At 65.7% G+C, this 22,343-nt stretch carries 22 protein-coding genes and 1 tRNA gene; 12 read left to right on the top strand and 11 right to left on the bottom strand.

Features of this window, described 5'->3' with window-relative positions; translation table 11 throughout:
- Positions 1-8: 8 nt before the first annotated feature.
- Both AC1DIX_RS11385 and AC1DIX_RS11380 read right to left on the bottom strand, forming a co-directional pair.
- Positions 9-353, bottom strand: a complete 345-nt coding sequence (locus AC1DIX_RS11385) for a zinc ribbon domain-containing protein YjdM (RefSeq protein WP_441935098.1) — start codon at positions 351-353, stop codon at positions 9-11.
- 68 nt (positions 354-421) lie between these two features.
- A tRNA-Phe gene (locus AC1DIX_RS11380) sits at positions 422-497 on the bottom strand.
- Positions 498-628: 131 nt separating this feature from the next.
- Here AC1DIX_RS11380 and AC1DIX_RS11375 point away from each other — a divergent pair.
- The 9 genes from AC1DIX_RS11375 to AC1DIX_RS11335 all read left to right on the top strand — a co-directional run bounded on the left by AC1DIX_RS11375 (position 629) and on the right by AC1DIX_RS11335 (position 10,695).
- Complete coding sequence (locus AC1DIX_RS11375) at positions 629-1,879, top strand: FAD-dependent monooxygenase (RefSeq protein ID WP_477324351.1); 1,251 nt, start codon at positions 629-631, stop codon at positions 1,877-1,879.
- Positions 1,880-1,909: 30 nt separating this feature from the next.
- Positions 1,910-2,632: a DsbC family protein gene (locus tag AC1DIX_RS11370; protein WP_441935100.1), complete on the top strand. Its 723-nt coding sequence runs from the start codon at positions 1,910-1,912 to the stop codon at positions 2,630-2,632.
- A gap of 107 nt (positions 2,633-2,739) precedes the next feature.
- The gene (locus AC1DIX_RS11365) at positions 2,740-3,204 is read left to right on the top strand and encodes a (2Fe-2S)-binding protein (RefSeq protein ID WP_441935101.1); all 465 of its coding nucleotides are present in this window, start codon (positions 2,740-2,742) and stop codon (positions 3,202-3,204) included.
- A gap of 9 nt (positions 3,205-3,213) precedes the next feature.
- Positions 3,214-5,454 (top strand): xanthine dehydrogenase family protein molybdopterin-binding subunit, encoded by a 2,241-nt coding sequence (locus AC1DIX_RS11360; protein WP_477324349.1) that lies wholly within the window; start codon positions 3,214-3,216, stop codon positions 5,452-5,454.
- A gap of 7 nt (positions 5,455-5,461) precedes the next feature.
- On the top strand, positions 5,462-6,049 hold the full coding sequence (locus AC1DIX_RS11355) for a nucleotidyltransferase family protein (protein WP_477324347.1): 588 nt from the start codon (positions 5,462-5,464) through the stop codon (positions 6,047-6,049).
- Between the two features lie 78 nt (positions 6,050-6,127).
- Positions 6,128-7,954 (top strand): M61 family metallopeptidase, encoded by a 1,827-nt coding sequence (locus AC1DIX_RS11350; RefSeq protein ID WP_477324345.1) that lies wholly within the window; start codon positions 6,128-6,130, stop codon positions 7,952-7,954.
- Between the two features lie 11 nt (positions 7,955-7,965).
- The gene (locus AC1DIX_RS11345) at positions 7,966-8,967 is read left to right on the top strand and encodes a GlxA family transcriptional regulator (RefSeq protein ID WP_477324624.1); all 1,002 of its coding nucleotides are present in this window, start codon (positions 7,966-7,968) and stop codon (positions 8,965-8,967) included.
- 100 nt (positions 8,968-9,067) lie between these two features.
- Complete coding sequence (locus AC1DIX_RS11340; RefSeq protein ID WP_477324343.1) at positions 9,068-10,420, top strand: serine hydrolase domain-containing protein; 1,353 nt, start codon at positions 9,068-9,070, stop codon at positions 10,418-10,420.
- 26 nt (positions 10,421-10,446) lie between these two features.
- Positions 10,447-10,695 carry a DUF1272 domain-containing protein gene (locus tag AC1DIX_RS11335; RefSeq protein ID WP_441935106.1) on the top strand — a complete coding sequence of 83 codons (249 nt, stop codon included), beginning with the start codon at positions 10,447-10,449 and terminating at the stop codon, positions 10,693-10,695.
- A 10-nt stretch (positions 10,696-10,705) separates the two neighbouring features.
- Here AC1DIX_RS11335 and AC1DIX_RS11330 read toward each other — a convergent pair whose 3' ends face one another.
- The 7 genes from AC1DIX_RS11330 to rpe all read right to left on the bottom strand — a co-directional run bounded on the left by AC1DIX_RS11330 (position 10,706) and on the right by rpe (position 16,757).
- On the bottom strand, positions 10,706-11,212 hold the full coding sequence (locus AC1DIX_RS11330) for an energy transducer TonB (RefSeq protein WP_477324341.1): 507 nt from the start codon (positions 11,210-11,212) through the stop codon (positions 10,706-10,708).
- A gap of 54 nt (positions 11,213-11,266) precedes the next feature.
- On the bottom strand, positions 11,267-12,067 hold the full coding sequence (gene trpC / locus AC1DIX_RS11325) for an indole-3-glycerol phosphate synthase TrpC (RefSeq protein ID WP_441935108.1): 801 nt from the start codon (positions 12,065-12,067) through the stop codon (positions 11,267-11,269).
- A gap of 13 nt (positions 12,068-12,080) precedes the next feature.
- Entirely contained in the window at positions 12,081-13,115 is a 1,035-nt protein-coding gene (trpD, locus tag AC1DIX_RS11320; protein ID WP_477324339.1) for an anthranilate phosphoribosyltransferase, read from the bottom strand.
- A gap of 1 nt (position 13,116) precedes the next feature.
- Positions 13,117-13,680, bottom strand: a complete 564-nt coding sequence (locus AC1DIX_RS11315; protein ID WP_477252873.1) for an anthranilate synthase component II — start codon at positions 13,678-13,680, stop codon at positions 13,117-13,119.
- Position 13,681: 1 nt separating this feature from the next.
- Positions 13,682-15,178 carry an anthranilate synthase component I gene (gene trpE, locus AC1DIX_RS11310; protein WP_477324337.1) on the bottom strand — a complete coding sequence of 499 codons (1,497 nt, stop codon included), beginning with the start codon at positions 15,176-15,178 and terminating at the stop codon, positions 13,682-13,684.
- Positions 15,179-15,384: 206 nt separating this feature from the next.
- The gene (locus tag AC1DIX_RS11305; protein ID WP_477324335.1) at positions 15,385-16,083 is read right to left on the bottom strand and encodes a phosphoglycolate phosphatase; all 699 of its coding nucleotides are present in this window, start codon (positions 16,081-16,083) and stop codon (positions 15,385-15,387) included.
- Entirely contained in the window at positions 16,083-16,757 is a 675-nt protein-coding gene (gene rpe, locus AC1DIX_RS11300; RefSeq protein WP_441935113.1) for a ribulose-phosphate 3-epimerase, read from the bottom strand. Before rpe ends, AC1DIX_RS11305 begins: the two co-directional genes overlap by 1 nt.
- A 97-nt stretch (positions 16,758-16,854) precedes the next feature.
- Here rpe and apaG point away from each other — a divergent pair, with 97 nt between their 5' ends.
- Both apaG and mltA read left to right on the top strand, forming a co-directional pair.
- The gene (apaG, locus tag AC1DIX_RS11295) at positions 16,855-17,229 is read left to right on the top strand and encodes a Co2+/Mg2+ efflux protein ApaG (RefSeq protein ID WP_441935114.1); all 375 of its coding nucleotides are present in this window, start codon (positions 16,855-16,857) and stop codon (positions 17,227-17,229) included.
- A 116-nt stretch (positions 17,230-17,345) separates the two neighbouring features.
- Positions 17,346-18,620: a murein transglycosylase A gene (gene mltA / locus AC1DIX_RS11290; RefSeq protein ID WP_477324333.1), complete on the top strand. Its 1,275-nt coding sequence runs from the start codon at positions 17,346-17,348 to the stop codon at positions 18,618-18,620.
- A 32-nt stretch (positions 18,621-18,652) separates the two neighbouring features.
- Here mltA and AC1DIX_RS11285 read toward each other — a convergent pair whose 3' ends face one another.
- Positions 18,653-19,915, bottom strand: a complete 1,263-nt coding sequence (locus AC1DIX_RS11285) for an MFS transporter (protein ID WP_441935116.1) — start codon at positions 19,913-19,915, stop codon at positions 18,653-18,655.
- Between the two features lie 83 nt (positions 19,916-19,998).
- Between AC1DIX_RS11285 and AC1DIX_RS11280 the strand changes: the two genes are divergently transcribed.
- Positions 19,999-20,775, top strand: a complete 777-nt coding sequence (locus AC1DIX_RS11280; RefSeq protein WP_441935117.1) for an enoyl-CoA hydratase — start codon at positions 19,999-20,001, stop codon at positions 20,773-20,775.
- Positions 20,776-20,797: 22 nt separating this feature from the next.
- Here AC1DIX_RS11280 and AC1DIX_RS11275 read toward each other — a convergent pair whose 3' ends face one another.
- Positions 20,798-21,970: a trypsin-like serine peptidase gene (locus AC1DIX_RS11275; protein WP_441935118.1), complete on the bottom strand. Its 1,173-nt coding sequence runs from the start codon at positions 21,968-21,970 to the stop codon at positions 20,798-20,800.
- Positions 21,971-22,343: the final 373 nt, after the last annotated feature.

Here is a 22,343-nt window from a genome sequence, read left to right as displayed (position 1 = left end):
GCCGTGCTTCAGTTCTTGCGGACGAACTCCGACTTCAGGCTCATCGCGCCAAAACCGTCGATCTTGCAATCGATGTCGTGGTCGCCCTCGACCAGGCGGATGCTCTTGACCTTGGTGCCCTGCTTGATGACGCCGCCACCGCCCTTGAGCTTGAGGTCCTTGATGACGGTGACGGAGTCGCCATCCTGCAATACATTGCCGGCCGCGTCGCGCCATACGCGCGCCGCTTCTTCCGGGGCGGCTTCGGCCGCGATCGGCCATTCATGCGCGCATTCGGGGCAGACGTAGTTGCCGGAGCCGTCTTCATAGGTGAGCACGGAGCTGCAGGCGGGGCAGGGAGGTAAGGTCGTCATGGGCATTATCGGTGCTTGGCAAGGCGGAAAAGAAAACGCCACCCGGAGGTGGCGTTTTCTTTGAATCTTGGTGGCCCGGGGCGGAATCGAACCACCGACACAAGGATTTTCAATCCTCTGCTCTACCAACTGAGCTACCAGGCCAAGAGAGGCATGATTATAGCCAGTGACTTCCAAGGTCGCAAGTCCTGAGCGGCAATTTTTTCACGGGCCCGCGGAAGCGCCCCGCGGCAGGCGGGCGAAGCCGCCTCAGGGCAAAGGGCTATAATGCCTGCATGACTACACAGACCTCTTCCTCCGCACAATATCGTGCCGACGGCCGCCGCCAGAGCGACGTCTGCATCGTCGGCAACGGCGCGATCGCCAAGACCGCCGCCCTGGGCTTTTCCCAGGCCGGGCACAGCGTTACCCTGCTGGTGCCGCCCGCGCGTCCGGGCGCGGAAGAGACGGCCGGCGCCTCCGCGGGCGGCGAGAAGCCCTGGGACGTGCGCGTCTACGCGCTCAACCATACGGCGCAGAAGCTGCTGTCTTCGCTGAAGGTCTGGGGTGCTCTCGACATGACGCGCGTTGCGCCGGTCGACGCCATGGACATCAAGGGCGACGGCGAGCAGGGCGGCCACCTGGGCTTCGACGCCTTCGGCGCCCACACCGGCACCCTGGCCTGGATCGTCGAGGACAGCAACCTGAACACCGCGCTGGACGCCGCCCTGCGCTTCGCCCAGAACGTCGACATCGTCACCGGCCGCGCCTGCCGGCTGAGCTGCAGCCCGCTCGGCGCCAAGGTCGAACTGGAAGACGGCGCACCGATCGAAGCCCAGCTGCTGCTGGGTGCCGACGGCCGCGAATCCTGGGTGCGCGGCCAGTGCGACATCGGCATCGATTACCGCTCCTACCACCAGCACGCCATCGTCGCCAATTTTTCCTGCGAAAAGCCGCACCACAACGTCGCCCACCAGTGGTTCACTTGCAAGGACGGCATCATCGCCTTGCTGCCGCTGCCGGGCAACAAGGTCTCGCTGGTGTGGTCGGCGCCGGAAACCCTGGCCGACACCATCATGAACGAGTCGCTGGGCGAGCTGGCGATCCGCCTCGGCGAATACTCGGAAACGCAGCTCGGCCTGCTCAAGCCCCTGCAGCCGGAATCGGTCAAGGCGATCCCGCTGGCCCTGGTGCGCCCGCATGCGATCACGGCGCCGCACGTGGCCCTGATCGGCGACGCCGCCCACGCCGTGCATCCGCTGGCCGGCCATGGCATGAACCTCGGCTTCGGCGACATCGTCGACCTGCTGCGCATCGTGAATGCGCGCGAAACCCATCACGGCATCGGCGACGAACGCGTGCTGGCGCGCTATGCCCGTGCACGCAAGGAAGACGTCCTCCTCATGCAGCTGGCAACCGATGGGCTCGAACGCTTGTTCGGCGCCAATCTCGAGCCAGTGCGCATGGTGCGCAATTTGGGATTAAACTTGCTGGATAAGTTGCCCTTGGTAAAGCGCAGGCTGATCTCCCACGCCCTTGGTAAGTAAGTGGGTAAATAATCTTTAAGGAATAAGTTCATGGGTAAGACCAAACTCGCCGTCCTGCTGGCGGCCGGCCTCGTCACATCCTGCGTCGGCGCGCAGAACTCGGTCGAGGCGACCATCAAGAAGAATATCGAGCCGCGCCTGGGCGGGGCAAAAATCGAATCGATCAAGGAAACGCCCTACAGCGGCCTGTACGAACTGCGCGTCGCCGGCGACATCCTGTACACCGACAAGAAGGGTGAATACCTGATCATCGGCCACGTCTACGATGCCAAGACCACGCGCGACCTGACCCGCGAGCGCATCGACGACATCAACAAGATCAAGTTCTCGGACCTGCCGTTCAACGACGCCATCAAGCAGGTCCATGGCGACGGCAAGCGCGTGATCGCCGTGTTCGAAGACCCGAACTGCGGCTACTGCAAGCGCCTGCGCCAGACCACGCTGAAGGACCTGAACAACGTCACCATCTACACCTTCATGTACAACATCCTGTCCGACGACTCCTTCGTGAAGTCGAAGAACATCTGGTGCGCGCCGGACCGCGGCAAGGCCTGGGATGACTGGATGATCGGCGGCAAGGCGGCCGCGGCGGCCCCGGCCAGCTGCGAGACCCCGAACGACAAGATCCTGGCGCTGGGCCAGAAGCTGAAGATCCAGGGCACGCCGGCGATCTTCTTCACCGACGGCTCGCGCATTCCGGGCGCGGTCGACCTGCCGACGCTCGAGAAAAAACTGGAATCGATCAAGCAGTAAGGGGATGGGGCCTCGGCCACACCTGCAGCCGCTCGCTACGGTTTTCCGGGGCCCCTGTGACGTTCGTAGATAAAAACAGCAACACCGTCCAAAACGAGGAGTAGAACTTGGTCACTCTGAACATCAACGGGCGCGACCAGCAGGTCGACGCCGATCCCTCCACGCCCATCCTCTGGGCGCTGCGCGACAACCTCAACATGACCGGCACCAAGTTCGGCTGCGGCGCTGCCCTGTGCGGCGCCTGCACCGTGCACCTGAACGGCGAGGCGATCCGCTCCTGCGTCACGCCGATCTCCGCCGCCGCCGGCCAGAAGATCACCACCATCGAAGCGATGGAGACGGACAAGGTCGGCAAGGCCGTGCAGGACGCCTGGGTCAGGCACGACGTGCCGCAGTGCGGCTACTGCCAGAGCGGCCAGGTGATGAGCGCCACCGCGCTGCTGCGCGTGAACAAGGCGCCGAGCGATGCCGACATCGACAACGCCATGAGCGGCAATATCTGCCGCTGCGGTACCTATCAACGGATCCGCGCGGCCATCAAGGATGCCGCTAAAACCATCGCCATCGCGTAAGGAGCCGACATGCGACCACAATGGTTCAACAACGCGGGCCTGCCGGGCGCCGCGCAGGGCAGCGCATTCGCCAAAACCTCGCGCCGCGGTTTCCTGAAGGCCGGAACCGTCGCTACCGGCGGACTGGTGCTGGGCTTCATGCTGCCGTCCGGCGGACGGCTGGCGCGCGCCGCCGATGCGAAACCCGTCGTCTATGCGCCGAACGCCTTCCTGCGCGTGGCGCCGGACAATACCGTTACCGTGATCGTCAACCGCCTCGAATTCGGCCAGGGCGTGCACACCTCGCTGCCGATGGTGATCGCCGACGAACTCGATGCCGACTGGGCGCAGGTGCGCGCCGAGCTGGCGCCGGCCGCCGACGTGTACAAGGACCCGGCCTTCGGCATGCAGATCACCGGCGGCTCGGGCACCATCGCCCACTCCTTCACCCAGTACCGCGAAGTCGGCGCCCGCGCCCGCGCGATGCTGATGGCGGCCGCCGCCGAGCAGTGGAAAGTCCAGCCGGCCCAGTGCCGCACCGCCAAGGGCGTGGTCTACGGCCCGGCGGGCCAGAAGGCCACCTACGGCTCCCTGGCGGACGCCGCGATGAAGCAGCCGGTGCCGGACGCCGTCACCCTCAAGCAAGCGAAGCAGTTCCGCTACATCGGCAAGCCGACCAAGCGCCTGGACGCGCGCGCCAAATCCAGCGGCCGCCAGCAGTTCGGCCTCGACTTCAAGCCGGAAGGCGGCAAGCTGGCCGTCGCCGTGGTCGCCCATCCGCCGGTCTTCGGCGCCAGGGTGGCGAAGTTCGACGCTGCGAAAGCCAGGGCGATCCGCGGCGTGCTCGAAGTGGTGGAGATCCCGGTCGACCGTGGCGGACGCGGCGTCGCCGTGATCGCCGAAGGCTACTGGCCGGCCAAGCAGGGCCGCGACGCCCTCGAGATCGAATGGGATACCGGCGCCGTCGGCAAGCTCGATTCCGCCGCCCAGCTGGCCGAGTTCACCGAGCTGTCGAAGACCCAGGGCGCGGTCGCCCGCAAGGCCGATACCGCGGCCGGCAACGCCGCCAGGACCATCTCGGYGGTGTATGAATTCCCCTATCTGGCGCACGCGCCGATGGAACCGCTCAACTGCACGGTCGACCTGAAGATTGATAGCTGCACCCTGTGGGTCGGCTCGCAATTCCAGACCGGCGACCAGGCCGCGGCGGCGAAAACCGCCGGCCTGAAACCGGAGCAGGTGACCCTGCACACGATGATGGCGGGCGGCGGCTTCGGCCGGCGCGCGGTGCCGACCTCGGACTTCGTGGTCGAGGCGGTCAACATCGCCAAGGCCTACAAGGCGGCCGGCCGCAGCGGCCCGGTGAAGATGATCTGTAGCCGCGAGGACGACATCCGCGGCGGCTACTACCGTCCGTCGCACGTGCACCGCGCCGAACTCAAGCTGGACGCCCAGGGCAGGATCGTCGCCTGGGACCACGTCATCGTCGGCCAGTCGATCGCCGCCGGCACCCCGTTCGAGAACTTCATGATCAAGAATGGCGTGGACAGCACCATGGTCGAGGGCATGGGCGAACCCTATGACGTGCCGATGAACCTGTCGGCCCACATTGCCAAGGCCAACGTGCCGGTGCTGTGGTGGCGTTCGGTGGGCTCGACCCACACCGCCTTCGTGATGGAAACCCTGATCGACGAGGCAGCCCACGCCGCCAAGGAAGATCCGGTCGCCTACCGCAAGAAGCTGATCGACAAGAAGCACGCGCGCCACCATGCGGCGCTGGACCTGGCGGTGGCCAAGTCCGGCTATGGCAGGAAGACCCTGCCGAAAGGCCATGCCTGGGGCGTGGCGGTGCACGAATCCTTCAACACCGTGGTCGCCTACGTGGTCGAAGCGTCGATCGGCAAGGACGGCACGCCGAAGCTGCACAAGGCGGTCGCCGGCGTGCACTGCAACCTGGCGGTGAATCCGCTGTCGATCGCGGCCCAGGTCGAGGGCGCCGCCCTGATGGCGCTGGGCACCACGCTGCCGGGCGCCCGCATCACGCTGAAGGATGGCGTGGTCGAGCAGCAGAACTTCGGCGACTACACGGTGGCGCGCATGAACGACATGCCGCAAGTCGACGTGCACATCGTGCCGTCCGAGGATCCGCCGACCGGCCTGGGCGAACCGGGCCTGCCGCCGCTGGCGCCGGCCTTCGCCAACGCTCTGTTCAGGCTGACCGGCAAGCGGCTGCGCAAGCTGCCGTTCGACCTCGCATCGAGCCGAGGCTGAACCGGCCATGAGCGCGCTCCCGGTCGTCGGCATTTTGCTGGCCGCGGGCAGGGGGCGCCGCTTCGATCCGCTGGGGCAGCGTAACAAGCTGCTCCAGATCCTGCCCGGCCCCGGCGGCGAGCCGGTGGTCGTCGCCAGCGCGCGCAAGCTGCTGGCCGTCGTCTCCAGCGTGATTGCCGTGGTGCCGCCCGACGATGGCGGCGTGGGCGCGCTCCTGTCCTCGATCGGCTGCGACGTCACCGTCTGCCCCGAGGCCGATACCGGCATGGGCGCCTCGCTGGTGCACGCGATTCGTGCTTCCTTGCCAAGAGAACCCGCATCCTGGCTGGTGGCGCTGGGCGACATGCCGCATGTGGCGCCGGCCACGCTGCGCCTGCTGTCCGATGCGCTGGCTGCCGGGGCGCCGATCGCCGCCCCCGTGCTGGATGGCCGGCGCGGCAATCCGGTCGGCTTTGGCCGCTTCCACCTCGACGCATTGCTGGCGCTGCGGGGCGACCAGGGCGCGCGCCGCATGCTGCAATCTTTTCCCGTCACCGAGATCGCGGTCGCGGATCCCGGCATCTTCCGCGATATTGACACTCCCGCCGACATCTAGATACTGTACGGTTTGAACTCCCTTCGGCCGAAGAATCCGATTACACTACGGCGGATAAGAGAGAGATTGTTCAATACCATGAAAAAAACGAGTCAGAAGAAGACGGCCGGGGTGCAGTACACCATCGTGCCGAAGGACCTCGCGGGCCACCTGTTCAACGTCACCGTCACCGTCGCCACGCCCGACCCGCAAGGGCAGGTGTTCGTGCTCCCGGCCTGGATCCCGGGCAGCTACATGATCCGCGAATTCGCGCGCAATATCGTGCGCATCCGCGCCGAATCGGGGGGCCAGCCGGTCGACCTGGTCAAGCTCGACAAGCACACCTGGCGCGCGGCGCCGGTGGCCGGTCCGCTGACCCTGCACTACGAAGTCTATGCCTGGGACCTGTCGGTGCGCGCCGCCCACCTGGACCAGACCCACGGTTTCTTCAACGGCACCAGCGTGTTCCTGCGCGTGCAGGGGCAGGAAGCGGCGCCGCACCAGGTCGACATCCAGCGCCCAAGCGACCCGGCCGCCGCCGACTGGCGCGTGGCGACTTCGCTGCCCGAGCTGGGCGCCAGGCGCTACGGCTTCGGCACCTATATCGCCGCCGACTACGACGACCTGATCGACCATCCGGTGGAGATGGGCGATTTCGCGCTCGCCTCCTTCAAGGCCCACGGCATCCCGCACGACATCGTGGTCACCGGCCGCGTGCCCAACCTGGACATGGAGCGCCTGCAGCAGGACCTGAAAGCCATCTGCGAAACCCAGATCGCCTTCTTCGAGCCGAAGACCAGGAAGGCGCCGATGGACCGCTACGTCTTCCTGACCATGGCGGTCGGCGACGGCTACGGCGGCCTGGAACACCGCGCCTCGACGGCCCTGATCTGCTCGCGCGCCGACCTGCCGACCACCGCCGCGCCGAAGACCGCCGAGCGCAGCGAGGGCTACGTGACCTTCCTCGGCCTGTGCAGCCATGAGTACTTCCACACCTGGAACGTCAAGCGCATCAAGCCGGCCGTGTTCGCGCCCTACGACCTGCAGGTCGAGAACTACACGCCGCTGCTGTGGCTGTTCGAAGGCTTCACCAGCTATTACGACGACCTGATGCTGGTCCGCAGCGGCATCATCAGCGAGGCGACTTATTTCAAGTTGCTCGGCAAGACCGTCAGCAACGTCTGGCGCGGCAGCGGCCGCACCAAGCAGAGCATCGCGGAATCCAGCTTCGACGCCTGGACCAAGTACTACCGCCAGGACGAGAACGCGCCGAACGCCATCATCAGCTACTACACCAAGGGCTCGCTGGTCGGCCTGGCCTTCGACCTGAGCATCCGCGCCAAGACCGGCGGCGCGAAATCGCTGGACGACCTGATGCGTGCGCTGTGGGAACGCTATGGCCGCGACTTCTACGCCGGCGCACCAGGCGCCGGCCGTGGCGTCACGGAGAAGGAGGTCGAAGCGCTGTTCGACGAAGTCAGCGGCCTGCGCCTGAAATCCCTCTTCGACCGCCATGTGCGCGGCACCGAGGACATCCCGCTGACCAAGCTGTATGCGCCCTTCGGCATCAAGGTGACGGATGAGCGCAAGAGCAGCAAGCCTTCGCTGAACATCGGCGCCGGCCGCGACCCGCTGGGCACCAAGCTGAGCCAGGTACACGAAGGCGGCGCGGCCCACCAGGCCGGACTGTCGGCAGGCGACATCGTGATCGCCGTCGATGGCCTGCGCGTGAACGGCAATCCGTCGAACCTGGACCAGCTGCTGTCCCGCTACCGCGTCGGCGATACCGTCACCGTGCACGCCTTCCGCCGCGACGAGCTGATGAGCTTCGACGTGGTGCTGCAGGGCTGCGTGGCGCCGGCCATCACCATCGGGGTGGCGCCGGGTACGCGCCGGGCGACGATCGCGCGGCCCAGCGCCAGCTGAGCGGCTTGCCCTTGCCGGCGGCCGGCCCTCATCGCATCCTGATCGTCGGCCTGCCGCCGGCCCAGATGCTCGACATCACCGGCCCGCTGGATGTGTTCACGGCTGCGAATGAGCTGAGCATGGCGGYGGGCCGCCCGGCCCCCTACGAGGTCGGCCTGGCCGGCCCGGACGCCGGCATTCTCGCGACCACTTCCGGCATCGCCTTGCAGGCGGAATACAGCATCTTCGATGCGGCGCTGGCCGCCGGCACCGTGCTCGTCGCCGGCGGCCGCGGCGCCCGCGTGGCTGCCGAGGATGCGCGCCTGGTCGCGGCGCTGGCCGGCCTGTGCGAGCGCGCGCAGCGGGTCGCTTCCATCTGCACCGGCGCATTTCCGCTGGCGGCGACCGGCGTGCTTGACGGCCGCCGGGCCACCACGCACTGGGCGCATTTCGACGAGTTTTCCGCACGCTTCCCGGCGGTGGACATCGACCGCGACGCCCTGTTCGTCGGCGCCGGCAAATTCCATACCTCGGCCGGCATCACGGCCGGCATCGATTTTTCCCTGTCGCTCGTCGAGCATGACCTCGGCAGCGAGCTGGCACGCGCGGTGGCGCGCGAGCTGGTGGTCTTCATGAAGCGTCCGGGCGGGCAATCGCAGTTCAGCACCCGCCTGATGCACGCCGCGACGGGCGACCAGCGCGAACGTTTCGACGCGCTGGCGCACTGGATGGCCGAGCACGTGAGCGAGGACCTGTCGATCGAGGCCCTGGCCGCGCGCCTTGCCATGAGCCCGCGGAACTTCGTGCGCCGCTTTACCGCCGCCATGCGGGTCACGCCCGGCAAGTACGTGCAGATGCTGCGCATCGACGAGGCGCGCCGCCTGCTGACGGAAGGCGACCTGCCGGTGGCGCAGGTTGCGGCGCGCTGCGGCTTTCATTCGGCCGAGGCGATGCGTATCGGCTTCCAGCGCCACCTGCATACCTCACCGAGCGAATTCCGCGACCGCTTCCGGAGCGCCGGCAGTTTGGCATAAATCTTGGGGTAAATGTCATTGTTGCCAAACTTGCTTTCCCTTACGCTGTGGTTTGTTTGCATAGGGGAAGGAAGCAATGAACTGGACCTTGAAAGGATGGGTGGCGCACGCCGCCCTGTTGCTGGCCGGCCTGTCATTCCCGTTTGCCGGCGCGGGCGCGGCCACGGACATGCCTCGAACGGGCTATGCCGCCCAGGCGGACGCCCTGGTACAGGATTACGTGCGCAATGAGTTGTTCAGCGGCGCCGTGCTGGTCGCCAGGGACGGCAAGCCGCTGTTTCGAAAGGGCTTCGGCGCCGCCAACCGCGAATGGGGGATTGCGAACACGCCGGACACCCGGTTCCGGATCGGATCGGTGAGCAAGCAATTCACGGCCGCCGCGATCATGCGCCTCGTGGATGAGCACAAGCTGCTGCTCGACGATGCGGTCGGCAAGCATGTCCGCGATCTGCCGCCAGCCTGGCAGAAGGTGAGCATACGCCAGTTGCTCCAGCATACCTCGGGCATTCCCCGCTACACGATGCTCGACGGCTTCGACGATAGGCTCGTCCGCATCAGGCACACGCCACGCCAGCTCATCGATCTGGTGAAAGACCTGCCGCTCGAATTCGAGCCGGGAACGAAGTTCGAGTACGACAATACCGGCTACATCCTGCTGGGGTGCGTCATCGAGGCGGTCAGCGGCATGCCTTACCGGGACTACCTCGAACAGAAACTGCTGGGGCCGCTGGGCTTGAGGCATTCCGGCTATGACGACGGGCGCAGGATACTCGAGAGGATCGCCCAGCCCTATACCGATGGCCCCGACGGCATCAATCGGGCCGGACCGGCCGACATCAGCAATGCCTACGCTGCCGGCGCCATGGTCAGCAATGTCGACGACCTGCTGGCCTGGCAGCAGATGCTGGTGAACGGCAAGGTCCTCGGTCCGGACAGTAGCGCCGCGGTGTTCACCGATGGCGGACACCATTACGGCCTGGGCTGGTACATCGAGAACCGGCTTTCGCGCACGGTCCATGAGCATGGCGGCTCCTGGAACGGCTACGAATCCTTGCTCGCGTATTATCCCTTTGAACAGCTTACCGTGATCGTGCTGGGCAATCACGGCGAGCAGGCGACGGTCGGACGGATCGCCGACGAGCTCGCGCGCCTGGCGCTGGGGCTGCCGCCGGCGCATCGCGAGGCCAGGGTCGATCCCGCTGTCTTTTCCCGCCTCGTCGGCCGCTACCGGCTGGCGCCGGACATGATGTTCAGCGTGACCAGCAAGGATGGGCAGCTGTTCGCCCAACTGTCCGGACAAAGGCAGCTGCAAATCTACCCGGAAGCTGCGAACCGCTATTTTTTCAAGGCCGTCGATGCGCAGCTGGTGTTCGACGAGCGTGACCCGGACCGTGCCGGCTATCTGGTCCTGCACCAGAACGGCGAGCAGATCAAGGCGCCGCGGATCGATTGAGTGCGTCTACAAAACAGGAGAAACCTATGCTTCAGATGCGTCCCAACTGCGAATGCTGCGACAAGGACCTGCCACCGGAATCGGCCGAGGCAAGGATCTGTTCCTTCGAGTGCACCTTCTGTACGGATTGCGCCACGAAGGTCCTGAAAAACAGCTGTCCGAACTGCGGGGGCGAGATGGTCGCACGCCCCAGAAGGCCGCTGGAAAAGCTCGCGAACAATCCTGCATCTACCGAGCGGGTAGTGAAGCAGGGCGGCTGCCCGCAGGCGGCATAAGGCCGGCCATTCAGGGCGTCTGCGGCCCGGCCAGGCTGCGCAACTGGTAGCGGTTTGCGTCCGCGAACAGGAAGGTTTCCGAGAAGGTCAGCTTGCCGCTCGCCTGCGCCAGCTGCTGCGGAGGCGGCAGCGGGGTACTGCGGCGCATCGAGTCGAGGGCGATTTGCGAGGCGTCCGGATCGCGCGAGCGCTGCACCACGACCTCGGCCAGGCGGCCGTCGCGGTCGACCGTGATCTTCAGCACCACGATGGCCGGCAGCATGTCCGGCAGCTTGCCGTTGAAGTGACGCTCGGGATTGTGCCGCAGGACATGCTGGGCGACCTGGATCTTGTAGTCGTCCAGGCCCGCGGGAGCGGGCTTCGAGGCCGGCGAAGAGGTGAAGGGGCGGACGACTGCGCTGGCGACATGGCCGACCGAGGAGGCGACGGCCGTCGTGGCCGTGATCACGCTCGAGCATCCGCTCAAGCCAGCGATCAAGAACATGAGTGCCAGGCAAGTACGGACGATCGTCTTCATGACCGGAACCTCCCAAAACCTGCTGCCGCTCGCAACGTCCCTTCAATATTACTTCTAGTCGAATAAACGTTGCAACTCCGTGCCGGGATCGGGCGCGCGCATGAAGGCCTCGCCCACCAGGAAGGCATGCACGCTGGCGTCGCGCATGCGCTTGACGTCGGCCGGCGCCAGGATCCCGGACTCGGTCACCACCAGGCGCTCCGCCGGGATATTCGGCAGCAGGCCGATGGTGGTGTCGAGCGTGACCTCGAAGGTGCGCAGGTTGCGGTTGTTGATGCCCAGCAGCCTCGTCTTGAGGCGCAGCGCAGCGTTCAACTCGTCGCCGTCATGCACTTCGACCAGCACATCCATGCCGAGTTCCTGGGCACAGGCTTCCAGTTCCGCCATCAGGCCATGATCCAGGGCAGCCACGATCAAGAGGATAGCATCGGCGCCCATCGCGCGCGCTTCGTAGACCTGGTACAGGTCGACCATGAAATCCTTGCGGATCACCGGCAGTTCGCAGGCGGCGCGCGCCTGTTTCAGGTACTCGCTCGACCCCTGGAAGAACTGGGCGTCGGTTAGCACCGACAGGCAGGCGGCGCCGCCCCTGGCATAACTCTCGGCGATGGCGGCCGGCTGGAAGTCGGCGCGCAGCACGCCCTTCGACGGCGAGGCCTTTTTGACTTCGGCGATCACGCCGGCGCGTCCGCCTGCGATGTTGCGGCGCAGGCTGGCCTCGAAGCCGCGCAGATTGCCGCGCAGTTCGCCGTCGCCCTCGACTTCGGCGCGCAGGCTGTACAGGTCGCGGTATTTTTTGGCGGCGGCGACTTCGTCGGCTTTCACCGCCAGGATCTTGTTCAGGATGTCGGACATGATTTCTTTCTGCTCAGTTCGCGGCGCCGAGCTGGCGCGTCACGCTGACGAACTGGTCGAGCTTGGCCAGCGCGGCGCCCGAGGCGATGGCCGCGCGCGCCTTCTGCAGACCCTCTTCGATCGAGGCGGCGACGCCGGCCGCGTACAGCGCGGTGCCGGCATTCAGCGCCACGATGTCGTGCRCCGGACCCGGTTCGCCGCGCAGGGCTTCCAGCACGCGCGTCTGCGATTCGGCGGCGTTCGCGACCTTCAGGTTGCGGCTGGAGATCATGGCCAGGCCAAAGTCTTCCGGGTGGATCTCGTATTCGCGGATTTCGCCGTTGATGAGCTCACCGACCATGGTGCCGGCGCCCAGCGAGACTTCGTCCATATTGTCGCGGCCCCACACCACCACCGCGTGTTCGGCGCCGAGGCGCTGCAGCACGCGCACCTGGATGCCGACCAGGTCGGGGTGGAACACGCCCATCAGGATGTTCGGTGCGCCGGCCGGATTGGTCAGCGGTCCCAGGATGTTGAAGATGCTGCGCACGCCGAGTTCGCGGCGTACCGGCGCCACATTCTTCATCGCCGCATGGTGGTTGGGCGCGAACATGAAGCCGATGCCGGTCTGGGCGATCGATTGCGCGATCTGCTCGGGCTTGAGGTCGATCTCGGCGCCCAGGGCTTCGATCAGGTCGGCGCTGCCGCTGGACGAAGACACGCTGCGCCCGCCATGCTTGGCCACGCGCGCGCCGGCGGCTGCCGCCACGAACATCGAGGCGGTCGAGATATTGAAGGTGTGGGCGCCGTCGCCGCCGGTGCCGACGATGTCGAGCAGCCTGGTGGTGTCGGCCATCGGCACCTTGGTCGAGAACTCGCGCATGACCTGGGCCGCGGCGGTGATCTCGCCGATGGTTTCCTTCTTCACGCGCAGGCCCATGGTGATGGCCGCGACCATGGTCGGCGACATCTGGCCCGACATGATCTGCCGGAACAGGTGCAGCATCTCGTCGTGGAAGATTTCGCGGTGTTCGATGCAGCGCAGGAGCGCTTCTTGCGGGGTGATCATGTCAGCGCTCCAGGAAGTTCTTCAGCATGGCGTGTCCGTGCTCGGACAGGATGGATTCGGGATGGAACTGCACGCCCTCGATGTCGAATTCCTTGTGGCGCACGCCCATGATTTCGCCGTCGTCGGTCCATGCCGTCACTTCCAGGCAGGCCGGCAGCGAGGCGCGCTCGATCGCCAGCGAGTGGTAGCGGATCACGGTGAAGGGGCTCGGCAGGCCCTTGAACACGCCGAGTCCCGTGTGGGCGATCTTCGAGGTCTTGCCGTGCATGACCTGCTTGGCGCGGATGATCTTGCCCCCAAAAGCTTCGCCGATCGCCTGGTGGCCGAGGCACACGCCCAGGATCGGCTTCCTGCCCTTGAATTCCTTCAGCACGTCGACCGAGACGCCGGCATCCTTCGGGCTTTTCGGGCCCGGCGAGATGCAGATGCGGTCCGGGTTCATGTCCGCGATCTGTTCGAGCGTGATCTCGTCGTTGCGAACCGTGCGCACATCCTCGCCCAGCTCACCGAAGTACTGCACGATGTTGTAGGTGAACGAGTCGTAGTTGTCGATCATGAGCAGCATGTCAGATCTCCCCATCCAGTCCGTCTTGCACTTGCTCGGCCGCGCGCAGCACGGCGCGTGCCTTGTTTTCCGTTTCCAGCCATTCCATCTCGGGGATGGAATCGGCCACGATGCCCGCAGCCGCCTGCACGTACAGGTTGCCGTCCTTGATCACGCCGGTGCGGATCGCGATCGCCACGTCCATCTCGCCGCCGAAGGAGAGATAACCGCAGGCGCCGCCGTAGATGCCGCGCTTGACCGGCTCGAGCTCGTCGATCACTTCCATCGCCCGTACTTTCGGCGCGCCRGTCAGGGTGCCGGCCGGGAAGGTGGCGCGCAGCACGTCCAGGTTGGACATGCCGTCCTTGAGTTCGCCTTCCACGTTGGAGACGATGTGCTGCACGTGCGAGTATTTTTCGATGACCATCTGGTCCGTCACCTTCACCGTGCCGGTCTTGGCGATGCGGCCGATGTCGTTGCGCGCCAGGTCGATCAGCATCACGTGCTCGGCGACCTCCTTCGGATCGTTCAGCAGCTCGTGGGCCAGCTCGGTGTCGCGTTCCGGCGTCGAGCCGCGCGGGCGGGTGCCGGCGATCGGACGCAGGGTCACCTTGCGGCCGCCCTCCGGCTGCTGCTCGTTGCGGACCAGGATCTCCGGCGAGGAGCCGACGATCTGCATGTCGCCGAAGTTGTAGTAGTACATGTAGGGCGAGGGGTTCAGCGAACGCAGCGCGCGGTACAGCGACAGCGGCGAATCCACGTAAGGCTTGCGGATGCGCTGGCCGATCTGCACCTGCATCAGGTCGCCGGCCATCACGTATTCCTTGGCCACCGCCACCGCCTTCAGGTAATCCTCCTTGCTGAAGTCGCGCACCGCTTCGGTACGTACCGAGCTCGAAGTGACAGGCGCATCGACGCTACGGCGCAGCATCACGCGCAAGTCCTTCAGGCGCTGGCGCGCCCGCGCATAGGCTTCCGGCTGGGCGGGATCGGCGTAGACGATCAGGTAGAGCTTGCCCGACAGGTTGTCGATCACGGCCAGCTCTTCGGTCTGCATCAGCTGGATGTCCGGCAGTCCCAGCTCGTCCTGCGGCGCCTTGCCCGCCAGCTTCTTCTCGATGTGGCGTACGGTGTCGTAGCCGAAGTAGCCGGCCAGGCCGCCGCAGAAGCGCGGCAGTCCCGGACGCAGGGCGACCTTGAAGCGCTGCTGGTAAGCCTCGATGAAGTCGAGCGGATTGCCTTCGTGCGTCTCGATGACTTCGCCGTTCCGTTCGACCGTGGTCACGTCACCGCTGGTGCGCAGGAGGGTCTTCGCCGGCAGGCCGATGAAGGAGTAGCGCCCGAAGCGCTCGCCGCCGACCACGGACTCGAGCAGGAAGGTGTTCTTGCCGGCGTCCTGGCTCTGGGCCAGCTTCAGGTAGAGCGTGAGCGGGGTTTCGAGATCGGCGAAGGCTTCCGCGATCAGGGGGATACGGTTATAGCCTTGCGTGGCGAGCGATTTGAATTCGAGTTCGGTCATGCTTTTCTCCGGACCGGCCGCGAGGAGGGAGAGCGGCCGGCGTTTTCTTCAAAAAACCTGCCGGTTGGTTTTACACGCAGGGCGTGCACCGGCAGCAATCAACGGGGTTTAGTTAGCCCAGGATTGCCAGCGTCGCCACAGCCAGGCCTCGAGGGCGCCGGTTTGGTTGACGGTGTGTTTTTTGGTGAAAAACATGTATAGATAAGTTAGTTTGACGTACTGTTGTGAGCAGATATCAGCTTCGCTGCATCGAGCAGCGAATCAACTATACCATCGGAATTAATAGTTTGCACAGGCATTCCGTGGTTATAACCATATGGCACAGTGAGCACAAAGCAACCGGCGGCCCGCGCCGCCTCGGCGTCGTTGCTCGAATCGCCGATCGCCACCACGGCTGAAGGCAGGAGGCCGAAGTCGCGGCAGACCTGCTGCAAGGGCAGGGGATCGGGCTTCTTTTTCGGCAGCGAGTCGCCGCCGTAGACCAGCTCGAACCAGGGCGCCAGGCCTTTCCGCTCCAGCAGGGGTAAAGTGAAAGCGACAGGCTTGTTGGTCACGCAGGCCAGGCGCAGGCCTTGCACCTTCAGGGCCTTCAGTCCCTCGATCACGTCCGGGAACAGGGTGGCGCGTTCGCCGTTGATCGCCAGGTAGTGCCGCTGGTAGGCGGCCATGGCGTCATCGAATACGGCGTCGATGCGGGCGCTGTCGTAGTCCAGGGCCAGCACGTCGCGGATCAGCTTTTCCGAGCCCTTGCCGACCATCGGTTCGATGGTGGCCTGGTCGATCGGCGCAAGGCCGAACTCCGCGCGCATGCCGTTCAGCGCCAGTTCGAAATCCGGCACCGTGTGCAGCATGGTGCCGTCGAGGTCGATGATGGCGGCCTGGATTGCCGCAGCGCCGGCCCTCATTACTTCGCCTTTACCGAAGCCAGTTCGGCGCGCATGGCGTCGATCACGGCCTTGTAGTCGGGCTTGCCGAAGATGGCGGAACCGGCCACGAAGGTGTCGGCGCCGGCGGCAGCCACGGCGGCGATGTTGTCGGCCTTGATGCCGCCGTCGACCTCCAGCATGATGTCGCGGCCGGATTCGTCGATCAGGCGGCGCGCCTGGGCGACCTTTTTCAGCGCTTCCGGAATGAAGGACTGGCCGCCGAAGCCGGGGTTCACCGACATGATCAGGATGATGTCGATCTTGTCCATCACGTGGTCGAGGTGGTGCAGCGGGGTGCCCGGATTGAACACCAGGCCGGCCTTGCAGCCGTTATCGCGGATCAGCTGCAGCGTGCGGTCGACGTGCTCGGAGGCTTCCGGGTGGAAGGTGATGATGTCGGCGCCGGCTTTCGCGAAGTCGGGGATGATGCGGTCGACCGGCTTGACCATCAGGTGGACGTCGATCGGCACCTGCACGTGCGGACGGATGGCCTGGCACACCATCGGGCCGATGGTCAGGTTCGGGACATAGTGGTTGTCCATCACGTCGAAGTGGATGATGTCGGCGCCGGCGGCAACGACATTCCTGACTTCCTCGCCCAGGCGGGCAAAGTCGGCGGACAGGATGCTGGGAGCGATGCGGTAGGTGGTCATGGCGGTCTGGAAGTCTGCAATTCAGAAAGACCGCTATTGTACGACGCCGCGCTTTCCGCCACCGTTGTATGATGGCGCCTTAGAAAAAAGGAAAGCCATGGCCGTCTACGATTTCGCGATCAATGTCAGGACCCAGTACCTGCCGGAACAATCCAAACCGGACCGGACACTGCATGTGTTCACCTACACGATCACGATCAAGAATACYGGCGATGTGCCGGCCCAGCTGATCTCGCGCCACTGGGTGATCACCGATGCCAGCGGCAAGACCCAGGAAGTGCGCGGCCTGGGCGTGGTCGGCCACCAGCCGCTGCTCAAGCCGGGCGAAGAATTCGAATACACCAGCGGCACCCAGCTGGAAACGGCCCAGGGCTCGATGACCGGCGAATACTTCTTCGTGGCCGAAGACGGCCACCGTTTCGAAGTCACGATCCCGGAATTCGTGCTGTCGCTGCCGCGCGCCCTGCACTGAGCCTGCGCGCCCCGGGCCTTACTTGCGCCCGGAGAACATCGTCCACCAGACGATGAAGATCAGCAGGCACAGGGCCGCTCCCGCTTCCAATACCAGTATCCACATAACGGTTCCTTATGTTTTCGACACGCCGAAGTGTACCCGCCCGCGGCCTCGCCGGGTTGGTTTCCATTGCCGCCTTGCTGGCCGCCTGTACCACGGCGCCACCGAAACCCACGCCGAAACCCCGGCCTGTGCCTTCGCCCCAGCCGAAGCCTCAACCCCAGCCACCCATTAAAATCCCGCCGCCGGTGGCGCCGGTGCCGTCCGAACCGGGGCAGCAGCCGCCCGCCGCGCCGCTGTTCACCCCCGTCGGCTTCGAGGCGCTGCCGGGCTGGCAGGAGGACGACCTGCGCCAGGCCTGGCCGGCCTATCTGTCGTCCTGCCGCGCGCTGGGGAACAAGGCGGACTGGAAGACGCCCTGCGCGGCCGCCAAGCTGGTCGATACCGGCGACGGCGTGGCGATCCGCCAGTATTTCGAAACGTATTTCGTGCCCAACCTGGTGCGCGCCGCGGATGGCGCGGACACCGGCCTGATTACCGGCTACTACGAACCGATGCTGCATGGCTCGCGCAAGCGCGGCGGCGCCTACCAGACGCCGCTCTACAAGGTGCCGGACGACCTCGTCACCGTCGACCTGGCCAGCGTCTATCCGRGCCTGAAGGGCATGCGCCTGCGCGGCCGCCTGGTCGGCAAGACCGTGGTGCCCTACGGCACCCGCGCCGAGATCGAGCGCGCGCGGCTGCCGGGCAAGGAACTGGTCTGGGTCGACGATCCGGTTGAAGCTTTCTTCCTCGAAGTCCAGGGTTCGGGACGGGTGGAGCTCGACGATTCCGGCGAGACTGTGCGCATCGCCTATGCCGACCAGAACGGCCATCCCTACAAGGCGATCGGGCGCTGGCTGGTCGAACAGGGCGAACTGACGGCCGGCCAGGCCTCGGCCCAGGGCATCAAGGCCTGGATCGCCGCCCATCCGGAGCGCCGCCAGGAACTCCTCAACGTCAATCCGAGCTATATCTTCTTCCGCGAGGAGCGCCTGCCCGATCCCGGCGTCGGCCCGAAAGGCGCGCTGGGCGTGCCCTTGAGCCCGAGCCGCTCGGTGGCGATCGACCCGTCCTTCCTGCCGCTGGGCGCGCCGATCTTCCTGTCGACCACCGAACCGGCCAGCGAGGTGCCGGTGCAGCGCCTGGTGATGGGCCAGGATACCGGCGGCGCCATCCGCGGCGCCGTGCGCGCCGACTTTTTCTTCGGCTTCGGCGACCAGGCGGCCGACAATGCCGGGCGCATGAAGCAGCGCGGCCAGCTGTGGGTGCTGCTGCCCCGGCCGGCGACCGTGCAGGCTTCACGCTGACGCTACTTGCCCGGCCGTTCAGGCAGGCGCTTTCAGGCGCGAATCTTGTGCAGCCGGGTGCCGAACAGGGTGCCCAGGGTCAGCAGCAGGGCGCCGGCCGCCACCACGCCCAGGCCGGCGCGCACGCCGATCCTTTCCGCCAGCAGCCCGGCGCCGGCCGCGCCCACCGGCGCCATCGCCACCGTCATGAAGCGCATGGTCGAGGTCATCCGGCCCAGGAAGGCGTCCGGCGTCACGCGCTGGCGCAGGGCCAGGTAGGGCAGGAAGAACAGGGTGGCGCCGCAATCCAGCCAGAACACCACCAGCGCATAGGCGGCCGCGCTGGCCGTACTGCTGCCGAACAGGTCGCGTGGAATGACCGGCATCAGCACGAAGCCGATGCTTGATGCACACAGCCCGATCGCGACCGTGCCGCCGGCGCCGAAGCGCGCCGTCAGGGGCTTCAGCAGCACCGAACTGGCCAGCACGCCGACTCCGCCCAGCATCTGGGCCGAGCCCATCATCCCCGGCGACATCCCGAGCTCGCGGGTGGCGAACAGCACGTAGAGCGCCATGTAGCCGTAGAACAGCAGGTGCCAGCAGGCCGAGGTCCAGGCCAGCAGGCGCAGCACCGGCTGGCGCCAGACGAAGGCGAGGCCGTCCAGTATGTCGCGCAGAACATGCGATTCCGGCGGCACCGGCTGCGGCTCGCGCGCCTTGACGCGCCGCAGGTTCCAGATCGAGACCGTGAAGCCCGCCACATTGAAGAGGATGGCGAAGGGCGCGCCCAGCGCCTGCACCAGCACGCCGGCCAGGCCGGGACCCAGCAGGCGCGAGGCCGATTCGGTGGCAGCGAACTTCGATTGCGCATCGATCAGGCCGTCGCGCCCGACCAGGAAGGTCATGAAGATCTGCTCGGCGCCGCCGCCTACCACCAGGCCGGTGCCGAGGACGAACTCGACCGCGTACATCCAGTGGATGCTGAGCCAGCCCTGCCACCAGGCGAAGGGCACGCTGGCCAGGCTCAGTGCCACCATCGCGTCGCTGCACAGCATGACGGGCAGGCGCCGGCTGCGGTCGAGCAGGACCCCGACGGGCAGGCCGAAGACCAGGAAGGGCAGGGAGCCGAGCGCCGCCAGGGTGCCCATCTGGGCCGGGGTGGCGTGCAGCAGCAGGGCCGCGCAGATGGGCAGGGCCAGCAGCGTGATCTGGGCGCCGAAATTGCTGAGGATGCTGCTGAACCAGAAGCGGCGGAAATCGGGATTGCGCAGCTGCGGATCGCCGTTCAGTTTGCGGAGGAAAGTAATTGGAGACACAGCGCAATGATAACAAAGCGCCCTTGCCATTTATGCCACCCAAGGCGCTACAATCGAAGGGTTATCTTATTAAAGGATCTCCCATGGAATATTCTGACCTGCTGATCGAGAATCACGGCAAGGTTGTCGTGATCCGCCTGAACCGTCCGAAGGCGATGAATGCGCTGAACGACAATATGATGAACGAGCTGGGTGACGCGCTGACCAAGTTCGACGCCGACCCGGCAATCAACGTCATCGTCCTGACCGGCAGCGAGAAAGTCTTCGCGGCGGGCGCCGACATCGCCGCCATGGCCGACTACACCTATGCCGACACCTATCCCGGCAACTACATCGGCCGCAACTGGGAGCACATCCTGAACGTGCGCAAGCCGGTGATCGGCGTCGTCTCCGGCTATGCGCTGGGCGGCGGCTGCGAGCTGGCGATGATGTGCGACTTCCTGATCGCCGGCGACAGCGCCAAGTTCGGCCAGCCGGAAATCAAGGTCGGCGTGACTCCGGGCGCCGGCGGCACCCAGCGCCTGCCGCGCGCCATCGGCAAGTCGAAAGCCATGGACATGCTGCTGACCTGCCGCATGATCGACGCCGCCGAAGCCGAGCGCACCGGCCTGGTGTCGCGCGTGTTCCCGGCCGATACCGTGATGGAAGAAGCGCTGGCGGTGGCGAACACCATCGCCGCGATGCCGGTGTCGGTCGCCATGCAGATCAAGGACTCGGTCAACCGCGCCTTCGAGACCACCTTGACCGAAGGCGTGCGCTACGAGCGCCGCTACTTCCACGCCGGCTTCGGTACGCCGGCGCAGAAGGAGGGCATGAAGGCCTTCCTGGAGAAACGCAAGCCGAACTTCGAAGGCCTGTGATCCTGCCTGCCTCTGGTTTACATCAGAGGCAATTCCCCGGTGCCCAGCCGCACAGGGCGCTGAGGAGATTGATCCAGCGGCCATCGGGAATCGACGCGCCCTGGACCTTGGGGTCGCGCGGGACGTAGCCGTAGGACGTCACGCCGACCACCCGGTTCGATCCATTGTTCTTGCCGCTAGCACCGCCGTCCTGCAACTGCTGGAAGTTCTGGATCCACGGTCCGCCACTGGAGCCGCCCTCGGCGTCCGAGCCGTACTCGACATTGTTCGGCTCGACGACCTGGAAGGCCGCGCTGGTGATGATCTGCATCTTCTCGCAGCCGTCGAGATTGCAGGGATAGCCGAGCTTGGAGGTGTGGTTGTCCGCCAGGCTCAGGGTCTGCCAGCCGAGCCATCCGGTCAGGTCGCCCAGGGCACGCGTGCGGCCGCCCACCGGCTGGTCGTCGAAGACGATCATCGCGTAATCCGCGGCATTCGGCACCTCGCCGCCGCCGAAGGCCCAGTCACCGGTCACGATCACGACGCTCCAGTTCCAGGTCAGCAGGGGAGCGGTGCCGTCGCGAAATGCCGGCACGAACAGCCAGTTGCTATGGAAGCCGCTCGAGGTCCCGCTGTGCACGCAATGGCCGGCCGTGGCGACGATGCGGTGCTGGATCACCGACGCCGAGCAGAGGTAGGGCTGGCCGTCGATCGAGAAGAAGAGCGTGCCCGCCGTTATATACGGATAGGCGCGGTCCGCGGAGAAGGGGGCGGACGCACCGGTGAACATGGGGAATACGCGGCTGCTGGTGTAATGCGCGCCGAAGATGCCGACGGCTCCCGGGGACACTACGCCCGTGTTGCGCTTCTGCGTGGTGTCCGGTTTGAACAGCTGTTTTATCACGGAGGGCGGCGTCTGCATGGCCGGGGCGCGGCCGTCGGCGCCCTGGACCTGCTCATCGGTGCGCGGCTCCGCCTGCCTGCGGATGACCTTGGATGAAGCCAGCGGCAGGGGAAGAGGACGGGCCGCCTTGAGGCGCGCCGGCGTCCAGTAGGCAGCGATCGCCCTGGCGTCCGGGTTGGTCAGGCTCACCATATTGTTGGCCAGCTTGCTGCCTTGCCTGTTGTCTTGCTTGTTGTCTTGCGCCTGGCTCGGTGCTGCGCCGAAAAGCAAGAGCGCAAGAACGGGCACGCAGGTATGCGCGAGGAATTTCATATTGCCTCCGAATGGGTCTCGTCGATTGGCCCGGCGGCAGGCATCGATGCCGGGATGGACGCCGTCAAAAAGTGCTGCGAACCCAGCTTAAGAGCGCAATCGGAGGAAGTTCGGCGGATCTTGCTGTCTGCTGATGAGCATCAATACAGTAGAGTGGTCCGGGGCAATGTTCTCTGCTCAAGCTTTTACTTGAGGTGTGTCGCGAACGGGCTTGCGCGCCCCGGTGCCGTTTGCTATAGTGCGCGTCCTGCTTCTGCAGCGCAGGAAAAGCTGAACGAAATCAAGTAGTTGGGCTAGGTGTTTTGATAACACCGCTGGCGCTGAAGAAAAAGATGGAGTTGACGAGTTAAGCGAAACACTGCATAATCTCACT

This window comes from Massilia sp. 05N420, from assembly GCF_056397205.1.
This window is presented reverse-complemented; position numbering and strand designations above follow the sequence as displayed.

What these genes read in the sequence shown, in the direction of transcription:
- AC1DIX_RS11385 (WP_441935098.1), bottom strand. Translation starts at nt 353, where the DNA reads ATGACGACCTTACCTCCCTGCCCCGCCTGCAGCTCCGTGCTCACCTAT.
- AC1DIX_RS11375 (WP_477324351.1), top strand. Translation starts at nt 629, where the DNA reads ATGACTACACAGACCTCTTCCTCCGCACAATATCGTGCCGACGGCCGC.
- AC1DIX_RS11370 (WP_441935100.1), top strand. Translation starts at nt 1,910, where the DNA reads ATGGGTAAGACCAAACTCGCCGTCCTGCTGGCGGCCGGCCTCGTCACA.
- AC1DIX_RS11355 (WP_477324347.1), top strand. Translation starts at nt 5,462, where the DNA reads ATGAGCGCGCTCCCGGTCGTCGGCATTTTGCTGGCCGCGGGCAGGGGG.
- AC1DIX_RS11350 (WP_477324345.1), top strand. Translation starts at nt 6,128, where the DNA reads ATGAAAAAAACGAGTCAGAAGAAGACGGCCGGGGTGCAGTACACCATC.
- AC1DIX_RS11335 (WP_441935106.1), top strand. Translation starts at nt 10,447, where the DNA reads ATGCTTCAGATGCGTCCCAACTGCGAATGCTGCGACAAGGACCTGCCA.
- AC1DIX_RS11330 (WP_477324341.1), bottom strand. Translation starts at nt 11,212, where the DNA reads ATGAAGACGATCGTCCGTACTTGCCTGGCACTCATGTTCTTGATCGCT.
- trpC (WP_441935108.1), bottom strand. Translation starts at nt 12,067, where the DNA reads ATGTCCGACATCCTGAACAAGATCCTGGCGGTGAAAGCCGACGAAGTC.
- AC1DIX_RS11315 (WP_477252873.1), bottom strand. Translation starts at nt 13,680, where the DNA reads ATGCTGCTCATGATCGACAACTACGACTCGTTCACCTACAACATCGTG.
- AC1DIX_RS11305 (WP_477324335.1), bottom strand. Translation starts at nt 16,083, where the DNA reads ATGAGGGCCGGCGCTGCGGCAATCCAGGCCGCCATCATCGACCTCGAC.
- rpe (WP_441935113.1), bottom strand. Translation starts at nt 16,757, where the DNA reads ATGACCACCTACCGCATCGCTCCCAGCATCCTGTCCGCCGACTTTGCC.
- AC1DIX_RS11280 (WP_441935117.1), top strand. Translation starts at nt 19,999, where the DNA reads ATGGAATATTCTGACCTGCTGATCGAGAATCACGGCAAGGTTGTCGTG.
- AC1DIX_RS11275 (WP_441935118.1), bottom strand. Translation starts at nt 21,970, where the DNA reads ATGAAATTCCTCGCGCATACCTGCGTGCCCGTTCTTGCGCTCTTGCTT.